Below are 15,619 nucleotides of genomic sequence, written 5' to 3'. Positions count from 1 at the left end.
ATCCCCCTACTTCCGCTTGGAAATGATTTCTTCGGCGAGCTGTGCCGGTACTCGCTCATAATGATCAAATTGCATGCTGTAACTGGCTCTTCCCTGACTCATGGAGCGCAATTGCGTCGCATATCCGAACATGGAACTTAAAGGAACATGTGCTCGGACGATCTGTGTACCGTGCCTTGATTCCAGGTTGGTGATCTTCCCACGTCGTCCATTGAGATCGCCCATTACATCACCAAGGTAATCCTCAGGTGAAAGGACCTCCACGGACATCACCGGTTCAAGAAGAACGGGCTTTCCCTTTCGACAGGCTTCCTTGAAGCACATGGAACCGGCAATGAAGAAAGCCTGTTCCGAAGAATCAACTTCATGGAAAGATCCGAAGACAAGCTTGGCGCGGATATCCACGACAGGAAAACCGGCCAGTACTCCGGAACTCATGGCATCCTTGATGCCTTTTTCAACAGCGGGGATATATTCCTTGGGAATCACGCCGCCGACAATGGCGTTGGAAAATTCAAAACCGCCACCTGGCTCCTGTGGTTCCAGTTCAAGCACGGTATGCGCATACTGACCCCGGCCACCACTTTGCTTGACGTACCGTGTCTCCTGCTTAATCGGAGTGGTAATCGTCTCTCGGTATGCCACCTGCGGCTGGCCGACATTGGCATTGACACCGAACTCCCGAGTCAAGCGATCGACAATGATCTCAAGATGCAGTTCACCCATCCCAGCAATAAGAGTTTGATTCGTTTCTTCGTTGCTTTTTACACGGAAAGAAGGATCCTCTTTGGCCAGTTTGGCAAGCGACTGGCTCAGGGCATCGCGATCGGCCTTGGTCTTCGGTTCGATGGCCACCTCGATGACTGGTTCGGGAAAATCCATGGATTCGAGCATCACGACACGGTCAGTGGCGCACAAGGTATCACCAGTGGAAGCATGCTTCAAACCGACAGCGGCTACGATGTCGCCGGCATAGGCTTCCTTGATGTCTTCACGTTTATTGGCATGCATTCTTAATAAACGACCGACTCTTTCCTTCTTGCCATTCGTTGCGTTGATAACAGTCATGCCGCTTTCGATCCGGCCGGAATATATGCGCAAGAAAGCCAAGTGGCCGACATAGGGATCATTTGCAAGCTTGAAGGTCAGTGCACTCAGAGGCAGGTCGTCATCGCAAGGGCTCGAGATCTCCTCGCCGGATTGCGGATCAACGCCTTTCATGACCGTGACGTCCAGCGGACTGGGAAAGTAGGATACGATGGAATCCAGAAGAGGCTGTACGCCTTTGTTCTTAAACGCGGAACCACACAGAACAGGGCAGATCTTCATGCTGATCGTCGCCAGACGAACCGCATTTATTATGGCCTCAGGATCCAGTTCTTCACCGCCAAGATACTTTTCCAGCAGTTCTTCGTCCTCTTCCGCAACGGCTTCAAGCATCACTTGTCGCCATGTCTCGTATTCATCTATATATTCATCAGGGATATCAACAAAAGCATATTCCTTAGCGACGATTGTCCCGTCGTCGAAGAACAGTGCCTTGCCCTGAATAAGATCAATGATTCCATTGAAATTCTCTTCTGATCCAATGGGAATCTGGAGAGGTACTGGTTTGGCTTTCAGTCGTTCCTTGATCATTTCCAAAACGCGAAAGAAATCAGCACCGGTTCGATCCATCTTGTTGACGAAAGCCAGGCGTGGAACTTTATATCGGTCTGCTTGGCGCCAAACCGTCTCGGATTGGGGTTCAACACCGGCAACGGCACAGAAAACCGCTACAGCGCCATCCAGCACACGCAATGAACGCTCTACTTCGACGGTAAAATCGACGTGGCCGGGCGTATCGATAATATTGATACGATGATCCTTCCAGGTGCAGGTTGTCGCAGCCGAGGTGATGGTAATCCCACGTTCCTGCTCTTGAACCATCCAGTCCATGACTGCCTGGCCGTCATGGACCTCGCCGATCTTGTGCGAAACACCGGTGTAGAACAAGATCCTTTCAGTTGTTGTCGTTTTCCCTGCGTCAATATGGGCCATGATGCCGATATTGCGCTGGCGACTAATGGGTACGGTTCTAGACACAATATATCCTTACTTACCAGCGGTAATGCGCGAAGGCCTTGTTGGCATCGGCCATCTTATGCGTATCTTCACGCTTTTTTACTGCGCCACCGCGATTATTGTAAGCATCCAGCAGCTCTGCGCCCAGACGCTGCACCATGCCCTTTTCACCACGATTCCGCGAGTAATTGATCAACCAGCGAATGGCCAGTGATGTCTGCCTGCTGGATGACACCTCAATTGGCACCTGATATGTGGCCCCACCGACCCTTCGAGACTTCACCTCGACCTGCGGACGGACATTGTCCACTGCCTGCTCGAATGACTTCAATGGGGGCTCCTGCGTTTTCTCAGCCAAAAAATTCAAGGCATTAAAAAATATGCCCTCGGCTACGCTTTTCTTTCCACCGTACATCAATCGATTGATGAACCTGGTGACCAACTGACTGCCGTAAACGGGATCAGGCAGTATCACTCGCTTGGGAATAGGTCCTTTTCTTGGCATGATTCTTTGATCCTTTAATTATTTAGGACGTTTGGCGCCGTATTTGGAACGCCCTTTGCGCCTGTCCTGAACTCCGGAAGTGTCCAGACTGCCACGCACGATATGATAACGAACCCCCGGCAAATCCTTGACTCGACCACCGCGGATCATGACAACGGAGTGCTCCTGCAGGTTGTGTCCTTCACCAGGAATATAGGAAGTCACCTCAATCCCGTTGGTCAGACGAACCCTGGCAACCTTGCGCAACGCTGAGTTGGGCTTTTTCGGTGTGGTCGTGTAAACCCTGACGCAAACGCCCCTTCGTTGCGGACAGCTTTGCAGAGCCGGGGTTTTTTTTCGTTTCTCAATTTTTTTTCGCTCATTGCGAATCAACTGACTTATCGTGGGCATTTCTTTCGTCTCCAGATTGAACGTCAAAAGAGGGGATGTTTATTATCTTGCCTGGCGGATGTCAACCCTTTCACCAAACTCTGTCAAAACACACACGGGCTCCAACTGAAAAAAAGGTGGAGAGGTGAACGTTTTTATTTAATTATTAAAAGAGTTATGAAAAAAACTTATTAAGATTTCCAGCTTGGCATATTTTTGCGATCGCTGTTGTTTGGCGCCAAAATCGTTCCATCGCACCTGAAGCCATGTAGCATAAACCTAATCGGACCTCAGGAAGGCGCGGATGGTCCGAGTCGCCGTTGCAGTTTTAGGCAGAAACATGGCAACGTCGGCCTCAGATGAAAAATTGCAAAAACACGGATGCGGATGAAGGACGAAGTCCTTCATCCGCTGATCGAATCAGATTGATTTGATCTTTCCGCGACCCTAAACAGGTAATCAATAGTCGCCAACAAGCAGATGGTTGTCTTCCAGATCCTCAAGGAAGGAATCTTCACGCTCGGGCTGGTCCGGAACATAGATTTCACAATCCGTATATTTACGATATCCCGTGCCGGCAGGAACAAGACGGCCGACAATGACGTTCTCCTTGAGCCCCAGAAGGTAGTCTTCCTTGCCCCTCAGGGAGGCTTCGGTCAGAACCTTGGTGGTTTCCTGGAAGGACGCGGCGGAGATGAAGGAGTCGGTATTCAAGGAGGCCTGAGTAATCCCCAGCACCAACGGTTCCGCCACGGCAGGTTGCAGCTCGCTCTCTACGCACCGGAGATTCTCCCTCATGAAGCGATGCTTGTCCACCTGCTCGCCAAGGAGGAAAGGCGTTTCACCGGGATCGATGACCTGCACCTTCTTGAGCATCTGGCGGACAATGACCTCAATATGCTTGTCGTTGATCTGTACGCCCTGGTGCCGATAGACTTCCTGCACTTCCTCGACAAGGTATTTGGCAAGCTGTTTCTCGCCCTTGATCTTCAAGATGTCGTGCAGTTCCGGGTAACCTTCGGTCAAAAGTTCCCCAGCCTCGACCAGGTCGCCTTCCTGAACAGTAATGTGCTTGCCCTTGGGCACCAGATATTCCTTAGGCTCTCCAGTGTCCGGCGTGATAATGAGTTTGCGCTTGCCCTTGGCATCCGGTCCAAAAGATACAATACCGTCAATTTCAGAAACAACGCCGAGTTCTTTTGGCTTGCGTACTTCAAACAGTTCTGCGACTCGGGGCAGTCCGCCAACGATATCGCGGGTCTTGGATGTTTCTCGAGGCTTTCTGGCGATGATGTCGCCGGGGCGAACCTGATCGCCGTCCTGCACCATGAGCACGGCGCCCACGGGCAGCTGGAACATGGCTGGCGATGAAGTGCCCGGACGAGTAACCTGGTTGCCCTGGGCGTCATGAATCGCGATGGCGGGCCGGAAATTGGTCGTGCGGTATTCAATGATGGTCTTGGTGGTTCTGAGCGTAGTCTCGTCCATCTTGTCCTGAAAGGTTCTTCCTTCAATGATATCGGAAAAACGCACCGCACCCTCGACGTCGACTACAAAGGGTTCGTTAAAGGGATCCCATTCCACAAGCAGCTTCCCTTTTTCAACTTCCTGTTGATCCTGAACGAACAGTTTGGCGCCCAAGGGCAGCGTATATTTTTCACGCTCGCGACCCTGGTCGTCGACAATGCTCAACTGACCGCTCTTGTTGATGATCAGGGCATGGCCTTCGGCGTTTTCAACAGTTTTTACCCGGGATAGGATCACTCGACCAACAAAGTGGGAGGTGATCGATGACTGTTCAATCTCCTTGGATGCAGTACCGCCGATGTGGAATGTGCGCATGGTCAACTGCGTACCAGGCTCTCCGATGGACTGGGCTGCGATAATCCCCACCGCCTCGCCAACGTTGACGACTCTTCCGGTAGCAAGATCCTGGCCGTAGCAGGATGCGCACACGCCGTGCGGACTCTTGCAGGTAACCACGGATCGCACGGTCATGGTGTTCAAGCCGGACGTTTCCACCATCTGGGTGTAGTGTTCGTCAATCAGAGAATTGGCGGGAATCATCACGTCGTCCGTGACCGGATCAAAGACGTCGAACATGGTCAGACGACCCGCGACACGCTGACTCAGCCGCTCCTTGATTTCACCAGCCTTGATCATGTGCCCGATTTCAAGTCCGTCCACGGTGCCGCAATCTTTCTCATAAATCTGCACGTCCTGGACAACGTCCACCAGGCGCCTAGTCAGGTATCCAGAGTTGGCGGTCTTAAGCGCCGTATCCGCAAGGCCTTTCCGAGCGCCGTGGGTTGAAATGAAGTACTGGAGCACGGTCAGCCCTTCACGGAAAGACGCAGTGATGGGCGTTTCAATAATCTCGCCCGAGGGCTTGGCCATCAATCCGCGCATTCCCGCCAGCTGGCGCATCTGGTCTGGGTTGCCCCGCGCTCCGGAGGTGGCCATCATGAAGATGGGGTTGAAGCTGACGTTCTCCTCCACGCGCCCACTCTTCTCGTCGGTCAGGATTTCATGCGACATCTTGCGCATCATTTCCTTGGCCACATCATTGGTGGCCTTAGTCCAGACGTCGACGACCTTGTTGTATTTTTCCGTGCGGGTGATGATCCCGTCACGGTACTGGGATTCGATATGCTTCACCTCGTCAAAGGAACTCTTCAGGATGACGTCCTTTTGTTCGGGAATAATCAAATCCATTAGACCAACGGAAAGTCCGGCCCTGGTTGAAAACTCATAGCCCATGTCCTTGAGCTTGTCGCAAAGGATGACCGTGGCCTTGATACCCGCGCGACGGTAAGCTTCTCCGACCAGACGGGCGATGCTTTTCTTGTTCAGCAACTGATTGACGAGTTCAAACGGGACGCCTTTCGGCAGCACTTCGCCCACAAGTATCCGTCCGGGCGTAGTCTCCACAAGGTGGCCGTCCATGCGCACCTTGATCCGGGCATGGAGGTCCAGCGTGCCGGAGTCATAGGCCAGGGTGACTTCTGAGGGATTTGAGAAAATCTTGCCCTCTCCGCGGCTGAAGGACCGGTCCACGGTCAAGTAGAACAAGCCAAGGACGATGTCCTGACTGGGTACGATGATCGGTACGCCGTTGGCGGGCGAGAGGATGTTGTTCGTGGACATCATCAGCACCCGGCATTCAATTTGTGCTTCGATGGACAGAGGAATGTGAACGGCCATCTGGTCGCCGTCAAAGTCCGCGTTAAACGCAGTGCAGACCAGCGGATGCAACTGAATGGCCTTTCCTTCCACCAGCAACGGCTCAAAGGCCTGAATACCGAGCCTGTGCAACGTAGGAGCCCTGTTCAACATGATCGGGTACTCCCGAACCACGTCTTCCAGAATATCCCAGACCACCACGTCCTCGCGTTCAACCATCTTTTTAGCGCCTTTGATGGACGTGGTCAGACCGCGTTTTTCTAATTGAGAGTAGATGAACGGTTTGAAGAGTTCCAGGGCCATTTTCTTGGGCAGCCCGCACTGGTGCAATTTCAGCTTCGGCCCTACTACAATAACCGATCGGCCCGAATAATCGACTCTTTTGCCCAAAAGGTTCTGCCGAAAACGACCTTGCTTACCCTTGATCATGTCGCTCAGCGACTTCAAGGGCCGCCCGTTGGTCCCGGAGATGGGCCGCCCGCGCCGTCCGTTGTCGAAAAGGGCGTCAACCGACTCCTGAAGCATCCTCTTCTCGTTCCGGATAATGATGTCCGGAGCGCCGAGTTCCATCAGGCGCTTAAGGCGGTTGTTGCGATTGATCACCCGGCGATAGAGGTCGTTTAGGTCTGAGGTGGCGAAACGTCCGCCGTCCAGGGGAACCAGTGGCCGTAGTTCCGGAGGAATAATCGGAATGACCTCCATGATCATCCATTCCGGCTTATTTCCGGATTCCAGGAAGGCCTCAATAATTTTCAACCGCTTGGCAACTTTCTTCTTCTTCGTCTGGGACTTGGTTTTGGCGCCCTCTTCACGCAATTCCGCGCGCAGTGCAGCCAGATCCAGTTCCTCGATCAGCTTGCGAATGGATTCCGCCCCCATGCCCACGGTGACAGCATCCTCGCCGAAATGTTCGATGACCTGATAGTACTGTTCTTCGGAAATAACTTGGAATTTCAAAAGATTGGTTTGTCCCGGATCCAGCACGATGAACGAATCGAAATACAGCACTTTCTCCAGATCGGCCATGGTCATGTCCAATAGAGTTCCGATCTTGGAAGGAAGACTTTTCAGGAACCAGATATGGGCAACGGGAGAGGCCAGTTCGATATGCCCCATTCTCTCGCGCCGAACCTTGGATGCGATCACCTCCACGCCGCATTTTTCACAAACGATACCCCGGTGCTTCATCCGTTTGTATTTGCCGCAATTGCATTCATAGTCCTTCACGGGACCAAAAATCTTGGCGCAGAACAGTCCGTCGCGCTCTGGCTTGAAAGTACGATAATTGATGGTTTCAGGCTTTTTAACCTCGCCGAAGGACCATTCACGAATGGTTTCTGGCGCGGCGATGGATATCTTGATGCCTTTAAGGCTCTTGCTGTTGGGCGTTGTCGAAGAACTTCCCCGCATGGAAAAGAGTTCATCTAATGTCATAATATCGTCCCCTTGGTACTCGAATCGCTATATATGGATAACCGCGGACGTCAGAATTCGAACTAGCAAAGCGTCGTTATGAGGCTGGGCCGCGGCGTTTCTTCTTCTCTTCCTGGAGCAGCGTGACGTCGAGTCCCAACGACATCAGCTCTTTAATGAGAACATTGAAGGATTCTGGCAACCCAGCCTCTAAAAAGTTGTCGCCTTTGACAATCTTCTCATACATGTTCACACGGCCGGTCACATCGTCAGATTTAACCGTCAAAAACTCCTGCAGGACGTGTGCGGCACCGTACGCCTCCATGGCCCAGACTTCCATTTCACCAAGTCGCTGTCCGCCGAATTGGGCCTTGCCCCCCAAGGGCTGCTGAGTAACCAATGAGTAAGGGCCGGTGGAGCGGGCATGGATCTTCTCGTCCACCAAGTGGTGCAATTTGAGAATGTACATGCTGCCCACGGTCACTCGGTTATGGAAAAGTTCCCCGGTACGGCCGTCGTAGAGAGCGCTCTTGCCATCATCAGGCAATCCGGCTTTTTTCAACCACTTCCAAATCTCATCTTCATGCGCGCCGTCAAAGACAGGGCTCTTGGTAATGATGCCGTTGCGCAGTTCCCGAACAGCGGAGACAAACTCCTGGTCATCCAGTTCATCCACCAGGGCGGAAATGCTTTCCGAGTCGAAAACATCCTTGACCTCACGGCGCAAATCAACAACGTCGTCGCCACGCTCGATCATCCGGGCCATCTGCTTACCCAGTTCAAAAGCACCCCACCCTAAGTGGGTTTCCATGATCTGCCCGATATTCATGCGCGAGGGCACGCCCAGGGGATTCAGGACAATGTCTACTGGGGTTCCATCGGCAAAAAAGGGCATGTCTTCTTCGGGCAATATGCAGGAGACGACGCCCTTGTTTCCATGACGCCCGGCCATCTTGTCGCCTACGGACAACTTGCGTTTGACCGCGACATAAACCTTGACCATCTTGATCACGCCAGGCGGCAAATCGTCGCCTTCGGTAATTCTTTCGCTCTTGATCTTATACGCTTCCTGGACAAAAGCGATCTGGCGCTCATAGTCCTCAATCAATTCCTGCAACTGATCGTTCACTTCCTTGACCACGAACAACCCAGGGAGCTTCTTAAGCGCGACCAGGTCCAGGATTTCCCTGCTCATGAACATGTTGGCTTCAACGAGAACCTCGCCCTTGCGCTTGCCCATCAATGTCTGGGCGAGTCGCTTGCCATCAACTATCTTCCAGATTTTGTCCCGCATTACATCGGTGAGACCGGCTATGATTTGGCGCTCCTTGGCCTCTAGACGGGTCAACTTGTGCTTTTCAATAACCTTGGAACGATCGTCCTTGTCGCCCATGCGTCGATTGAAAACCCGAACGTCAATGACCGTTCCCTCGATACCCGGCGGAACTTTGAGCGAAGAATTCTTCACATCCCTGGCCTTGTCACCGAAAATGGCTCGCAACAGCTTCTCTTCCGGGGTGAGCTGGGTTTCGCCCTTGGGCGTGATCTTTCCTACGAGGATATCATCGGGCTGAACCGGAGCGCCGATCCGGATGATGCCGCTTTCGTCCAGGTTGCGCAGCATTTCCTCCCCGACATTGGGAATATCCTTGGTGACTTCTTCAGGTCCAAGCTTGGTGTCCCGGGCGACCAGTTCGAACTCCTCGATATGCATCGAGGTGAAAACATCTTCCTTGACCACGCGTTCGGAGATGAGGATCGAGTCTTCAAAGTTGTACCCGCACCAGGGCATAAACGCCACGAGCAGGTTCTTGCCTAAGGCCAGTTCGCCCTGCTGAATTCCTGGACCATCGGCCAGAACCTGACCTTTGCGTACGGCCTGCCCCTCAACCACAAGAGGCTTCTGGCCGAAGCACGTATTCTGGTTGGATTTGTGAAACTTCAACAGATCATAGACTTTCAATCCGCCGGTTTCAGGAAACAGATCTCCCTCATAGCTGACGACGATTTGCTCCGCGTCAGCATACCTGACAACGCCGTCCCCGGCCGACAAGATGCAACTGCCGGAGTCCTGGGCCACGATGCTTTCCATGCCGGTGCCGACAATGGGCCTCTCACAGCGCAAAAGCGGCACGGCTTGGCGCTGCATGTTCGATCCCATGAGGGCTCGGTTGGCATCATCGTGTTCCAGAAACGGAATTAATGAAGCAGATACGGAAACGATCTGGCTGGGTGAAATGTCCATCAAGGTCACTTCATCCTTGTTTACCAGCGCAAAATCGCCTTTGAGACGCGCCGTGACGATATCGGTCACGAACCGGCCTTCGCTGTCCAGTTCGGCATTGGCCTGAGCGATGATCTCGGGTCCCTCCTTGGATGCATCCATGAACAGGACATCATGCGTTGCTTGCCCGTTTTTCACGATCCGGTAAGGACTCTCGATAAACCCGAATGCGTTGACCTGCGCAAACGTGGTCATGGAAACGATCAGTCCGATGTTCGGCCCTTCCGGAGTTTCAATAGGACAAATACGGCCATAGTGGCTGGTGTGCACGTCACGAACTTCAAATCCCGCCCGGTCCCTGGTCAAGCCGCCAGGTCCGAGAGCGGAGAGTCGCCGTTTGTGGGTCACTTCGGAAAGCGGATTTGTCTGATCCATGAACTGTGAAAGCTGAGAAGTTCCGAAAAACTCCTTGATCGCGGCCACCACAGGCTTTGGGTTGATGAGGTCGTGGGGCATCAAGGTGGCCACATCCTGGAGGCTCATTCTTTCCTTGATGGCCCGCTCCATCCTGACAAGGCCAATTCTGTATTGATTCTCAACCAGCTCTCCAACCGGACGAACTCGTCTGTTCCCCAGGTGGTCGATATCATCGGAAGGCCCGTGTGAATCCTTTAGTTCAACAAGATGCTTCAATGCCTTCAAGATATCATCGTTAGTCAAGGTACGTTGATCCAAAGGAACATCAAGCCCAAGTCGTGAATTCAATTTATAGCGACCAACGGGTGAGAGGTCATAATAGTCGGGGTTGCGAAAAAGGTTGTCGAAAAAGGTTGTCGCCACCTCAGGAGTGGGAGGCGAACTGGGCCGCAGGCGTCGGAAAATTTCAACCTGAGCGGTTTCGATATCCGTGGTCTTGTCCAGTGAGAGTGTTTCCAGGATCGTGGCGGAAACTTCGACGCCGGTGACATACAAAATTGGCAGGCGCTTGATGGAAGCTTCACGGCATTGTTCAAGAAAGGGCTCAGTGATTGCATCACCCACAAGAGCCAGAACTTCGCCTGTTTCCGGATGGACGACGTCCTGCGCCAAATACTGACCAACAATGGATTCAGGGTCGACCTCAATGCGTTTGACCCCGGACTTAAGAATCTTCTTCCAGGTCCGAGGCTTCATCATCGAGCCAGCGGATGCCAATACCTCTCCTGTTTCAGTGGCAACATCCGCGAAGAGTTGCTCCTTGCGGACGAGTTTTTCCTGTACCTCCCTGAAAACTCGACCATCTTCAATTTCGTAGTGCTCCGTCTGGTAGAAATAACTCAAGATGTCGGAATTGGTCATGCCCATGGCTTTGAGCAAAATGGTCACAGGCATTTTCCGGCGCCGATCGATCCGAACGTAGAAAATGTCTTTATGGTCGAATTCGAAATCCAGCCAGGAGCCGCGCATGGGGATGATCCGGGATGAATACAATACCTTGCGGCTGGTATGCGTCTTTCCAAAGTCATGCTCAAAAATGATTCCGGGGGAACGTTGCAGCTGATTGACGATTACACGTTCAGTACCATTGATTATGAAGGTGCCCTTTTCAGTCATCAACGGAATAGTTCCGAAATAGATGTCCTGCTCCTTGATGTCGCGAATGGAGCGGTTCCCAGTCTCTTCATCAACGTCGAAAACCACCAGGCGAACTCGGATCCGAACCGGTGCCTCATAATGCAGGCCTTTAGCCAGACACTCCGAGACATCGAACTTGGGCTGGCCTATCTCATAGCTGACAAATTCAAGTGTTGCCGTCTTGTTGAAGTCATGGATCGGGAATACCGAACGAAACACCCCTTCAAGTCCAACGTCTGCCCTCGCGGCTGGAGAGATATCCTTTTGCAAAAAATGATGATAGGATTGCGTTTGCAGCTCGAGGAGATGGGGAATATTGAGAACACTTTGGATTTTGCCAAACTTTTTCACAAGTTGTGTCATCGTCGCCCTCAACGTAGTGCTATTAAAAAGTTATATAAAGAAGCGCATGAATGCGCCAGAAAGGTTATGGAGTTTGTATTAGAAGATCGATGCAATACTGTTTATTCAAAAGAACGTCGTACGAGATATTGATTCATTCGTGAAAATCATTTAAATAATATTAAAATACAAACACTGATTACCAATGCGCATAAATAATTTTTGAGGAATCAGTCGCGTATACAGTACATTATTATTTTAGTTGAGGAGCAATAAGATGTGTATCAGTAGATTATTCCTAGACTTCAATGCATCGAGAAGTACACAGGAATGACGATATTAATGCTATGATTAGATATTCAGCACGTTCATATCATAATATGGAATCTTGGCCGTAGTCTCGGCTTTGCGAATCACGTATACTCGGCTAAGAAGGGTAATGCTCTATTCCTATCTTTTGGGCCCACGGTCCATTTTTAGCCGAAAGGGATGAGCACGGGATGATGTAAGCCAGGTAAGGGTTTGCATGAAAAACAAGGTAGACCATACCTCATGCGAGATGCGTGAATTATCTCGCTAAAGAATTTGTTTCAGGTACATCTCGGATTTCAGTCTCTCGAAAAGGCTGTTGAACTCACCAAACGGAAACAGGAAGTGTGGAATGACCACACTTCCTGAAAAAAAATTCAAGGCAAAATCTACTTCAACTCGACTGTGGCGCCGGCTTCTTCCAGCTGTTTCTTTGCGTCTTCAGCATCGGCCTTGGCAGCTGCTTCCTTGATCACGGAAGGGGCTTCATCAACTTTGGCTTTAGCTTCCTTCAGTCCAAGACCTGTCAAAGCGCGGACAACCTTGATAACATTGATTTTGTTCCCACCGGCACTGGTCAATACGACGTCGAATTCCGTCTTTTCCTCAGCAGCAGGCGCGTCGGCGGCTGCTGGAGCTGCGGCAACCGCAGCCACGGGAGCTGCTGCTGAAACACCAAACTTCTCTTCAAGTTCCTTAATGAACTCGGAGAGTTCAAGGACAGTCATATTGGCAATGAAATCGACAACCTGCTCTTTGGTGACACTCATGATATAAAATCCTCCTGATATCTACTTTGGCTCTTGAGATTAAACGGACTCGGGTTGTTCCTTTTGTTCCTTGATAGCATTCAAGGCGTATAAGAAATTCCGCAAAATATTGGCGAACAAGCCAACAAAATTGGTCGGAACGGCATTCATCGTTCCCAGCGTCATAGCCAGCAAAACTTCCTTGCTCGGCAACTTGGCCAAATCTTCAATTTGGTTCTTGGTGAGAAACTTGCCTTCGAGGCTTGCAAAGCGGGTATTAAAATTCTTGGAGCCTTTATCAAATTCAACAATGATTTTGGCAGCGGCTACAGGATCTCCAGTTGTAAAAGCAATTGCGCAACAATCTTTCAGGGAATCCTTTAGAATTTCGTGTTTCGACCCATCCAAGGCAATGCGAGCCAAAGTGTTTTTGACAACATGATAGTCAACTCCGGATTCTCGAAGTTTGACTCTCAGCGGTGTGACTTCCTCCACCTTGAGACCCTTGAAGTCTGTAACTATGGCAATATTTGCATTTGCTGCTTTGCCTCTCAATTTCTCAATAACTTCGCCTTTTTGCGTTCTGTTCACGTGATCTCACCTCCTTTGCGGCGTAATACGGCAAAGAAGAGCCAAAGTAGTGTCTCGGCAGGACATTAAGGAATTACTCCACCTGCTGTCTTTGACTCCTGAATGCCATCGAAATTTCTTCAAGCTCATAAGTTGGCTTTAAAGAAATGAAACTTAATAGACTAATCTATCGCCAGACATAAACAAGCTCGCCTGACTTGATTTAATAATGTTGCAAGCCTGAAGGAACTAGTCTCGCGGCATGGTTTGCGTGTCAATCTTGATGCCGGGTCCCATGGTTGTTGAAATCGCCATGGCTCGAAGGTAAGTGCCCTTAGCCGAGGAGGGTTTCAACCGGATGATGGTGTCGATGACTGTACGCAGGTTATCCACAAGCTTGTCCGCGCCGAATGAAACTTTTCCCAGAGGAGAATGGATAACACCGGCTTTGTCTACCTTGAACTCAACACGACCGGCTTTCATCTCCTTGACAGCCTTCCCAATGTCGAAAGTGACGGTTCCAGTCTTTGCGTTCGGCATCAATCCGCGTGGTCCGAGTATTCGTCCGATCTTTCCGATTTGAGCCATCATATCAGGGGTTGCAACGGCCTGATCAAATTCCAGCCAGCCGCCTTTAATCCTTTCGATCAAATCATCGTTGCCGACTATATCAGCACCGGCATCCTTGGCTTCGGCTTCCTTGTCGCCTTTGCAAAAAGCGGCAACGCGGACTACCTTGCCAAGGCCGTGCGGCAGCGTTACCGCGCCCCTGACCATTTGATCGGAATATTTTGGGTCAACACCAAGACAGACTGCGACATCAACCGTTTCGTCAAACTTTGCATAAGCAAGTCGTAACGCGAGATCCAAGCCGTCCTTAACCGGGAACTTGTTCTTCAGGTCCAGGTCCTGGACAGAATTGCGATATTTTTTTCCGTGTGTGGGCATGATCATTATCCTATTGCCTAGTTTTCGACCTCAATCCCCATGCTCCGAGCCGTTCCCATGATGCTCAGCATGGCGGCGTCAAGGCTCATCGCGGTCAAATCAGGCATTTTCAATTTGGCGATTTCTTCAACTTGGGTCTTGGATACCTTTCCGACCTTATTTTTGTTCGGTTCACCGGATCCTTTGTCAAGTTTCGCGGCTTTCAGGAGCAGAACCGAAGCTGGGGGCGTTTTGGTGACAAATGTAAAGGTTCTGTCGGCATATACCGTGATTATCACAGGTGTGATCATGCCCTTTTGGTCCTGGGTTTTGGCATTGAAGCTCTTGCAGAACTCCATGATGTTCACGCCATGTTGGCCCAGGGCTGGGCCTACGGGAGGAGACGGGTTGGCAGCTCCGGCTGGAACCTGAAGCTTAATTTTTGCTTTGATCTTTTTAGCCATAAATTACCTACCAAATTCCCACATGTGCAGGATTATGTTTTACTTACCTGAACGAATTCCAGTTCCACCGGAGTCTGTCTGCCAAAAATGGAAACGGTTACTTTCAGCTTTCCCTTATCGTAATTGACATCTTCCACAACGGCATTGAAGTTCGCGAACGGTCCATCAATGACACGCACCTCATCGCCACGTTCAAAAGAGAATTTCGGTCGAGGCTGCTCTTGACGGGTTTCCATCATATTGAGAATCTTTAATGCCTCTCTTTCCGGCATGGGCAAGGGCCTGTTCTTTCCGCCCAGAAAACCGGTCACACGAGGCAACGACTGAACCAGATGCCAAGATTCATCAGTTAGAACCATCTTGACCATGATATAACCGGGATAAAATTTTCGGGTGGAGGTTTTTTTCTCACCCTTGACGAGCTCTACGACCTTCTCCGTTGGGACGACAATTTCCTCGATCAGTCCAAGAGCTCTATTGGTGCGGATCATTTCCCGGAGAGTCCGTTCCACACGCTGCTCAAAGCCCGTGTGGGTATGAACTATATACCATTCCGACTTCGGTGCATTCAATTCCATAAGATGGTTCCGGGCTCACTGATTCAAGCGCTGATTTCTCGAAAACTAATAAAGAACAACCTCAACAATTTTTGCCAAAGCAAGATCAACGACTCCAAGAAAAAGAGACATCAATACTACCAGCACGACAACAGCAAGACATGTAGAGGTTGTTTCCTTGCGGGTAGGCCATGTGACCTTCTTCAGCTCCAGTTTAGATTTTTCAAAAAAATCCTTTAACTGGAGAGCTTTTTCCTTGAACTCAAAGCGTCCAGTAGGAACTTTCTTGTCATCACTTGATTGTAATTTAGCCATATTTAACCCATAAA

11 protein-coding genes are annotated in these 15,619 nt (G+C 50.8%); all 11 read right to left on the bottom strand.

Annotation, left to right across the window (positions count from 1 at the left end; translation table 11 throughout):
• Nucleotides 1-6 precede the first annotated feature (6 nt).
• Entirely contained in the window at nt 7-2,085 is a 2,079-nt protein-coding gene (fusA, locus tag BLP93_RS05275) for an elongation factor G (protein ID WP_092118156.1), read from the bottom strand.
• Nucleotides 2,086-2,098: 13 nt separating this feature from the next.
• A complete protein-coding gene (rpsG, locus tag BLP93_RS05270) occupies nt 2,099-2,569 on the bottom strand; it encodes a 30S ribosomal protein S7 (protein ID WP_092118153.1) in 471 nt (156 codons plus the stop codon).
• Between the two features lie 18 nt (nt 2,570-2,587).
• On the bottom strand, nt 2,588-2,959 hold the full coding sequence (gene rpsL, locus BLP93_RS05265) for a 30S ribosomal protein S12 (RefSeq protein ID WP_092118150.1): 372 nt from the start codon (nt 2,957-2,959) through the stop codon (nt 2,588-2,590).
• A 438-nt stretch (nt 2,960-3,397) separates the two neighbouring features.
• The gene (gene rpoC / locus BLP93_RS05260) at nt 3,398-7,555 is read right to left on the bottom strand and encodes a DNA-directed RNA polymerase subunit beta' (RefSeq protein ID WP_092118147.1); all 4,158 of its coding nucleotides are present in this window, start codon (nt 7,553-7,555) and stop codon (nt 3,398-3,400) included.
• A 76-nt stretch (nt 7,556-7,631) separates the two neighbouring features.
• Nucleotides 7,632-11,735: a DNA-directed RNA polymerase subunit beta gene (gene rpoB, locus BLP93_RS05255; protein WP_092118144.1), complete on the bottom strand. Its 4,104-nt coding sequence runs from the start codon at nt 11,733-11,735 to the stop codon at nt 7,632-7,634.
• Between the two features lie 677 nt (nt 11,736-12,412).
• Nucleotides 12,413-12,793 (bottom strand): 50S ribosomal protein L7/L12, encoded by a 381-nt coding sequence (gene rplL / locus BLP93_RS05250; protein WP_092118141.1) that lies wholly within the window; start codon nt 12,791-12,793, stop codon nt 12,413-12,415.
• A gap of 39 nt (nt 12,794-12,832) precedes the next feature.
• Nucleotides 12,833-13,363: a 50S ribosomal protein L10 gene (gene rplJ / locus BLP93_RS05245; protein WP_092118138.1), complete on the bottom strand. Its 531-nt coding sequence runs from the start codon at nt 13,361-13,363 to the stop codon at nt 12,833-12,835.
• 228 nt (nt 13,364-13,591) lie between these two features.
• The gene (rplA, locus tag BLP93_RS05240) at nt 13,592-14,290 is read right to left on the bottom strand and encodes a 50S ribosomal protein L1 (protein WP_092118476.1); all 699 of its coding nucleotides are present in this window, start codon (nt 14,288-14,290) and stop codon (nt 13,592-13,594) included.
• Between the two features lie 17 nt (nt 14,291-14,307).
• Entirely contained in the window at nt 14,308-14,733 is a 426-nt protein-coding gene (rplK, locus tag BLP93_RS05235) for a 50S ribosomal protein L11 (RefSeq protein ID WP_092118135.1), read from the bottom strand.
• A gap of 32 nt (nt 14,734-14,765) precedes the next feature.
• Nucleotides 14,766-15,311 carry a transcription termination/antitermination protein NusG gene (gene nusG / locus BLP93_RS05230; RefSeq protein ID WP_092118132.1) on the bottom strand — a complete coding sequence of 182 codons (546 nt, stop codon included), beginning with the start codon at nt 15,309-15,311 and terminating at the stop codon, nt 14,766-14,768.
• A 45-nt stretch (nt 15,312-15,356) separates the two neighbouring features.
• Nucleotides 15,357-15,605, bottom strand: coding sequence for a preprotein translocase subunit SecE (gene secE / locus BLP93_RS05225; protein WP_092118129.1), 249 nt, complete (start codon nt 15,603-15,605; stop codon nt 15,357-15,359).
• Between the last annotated feature and the right edge of the window lie 14 nt (nt 15,606-15,619).

Source organism: Desulfonatronum thiosulfatophilum, from assembly GCF_900104215.1.
In the GTDB taxonomy this organism is placed as follows: domain Bacteria; phylum Desulfobacterota; class Desulfovibrionia; order Desulfovibrionales; family Desulfonatronaceae; genus Desulfonatronum; species Desulfonatronum thiosulfatophilum.
The sequence above is the reverse complement of the archived record's forward strand: the minus strand, read 5'-3'. Positions and strand labels throughout refer to the sequence as shown.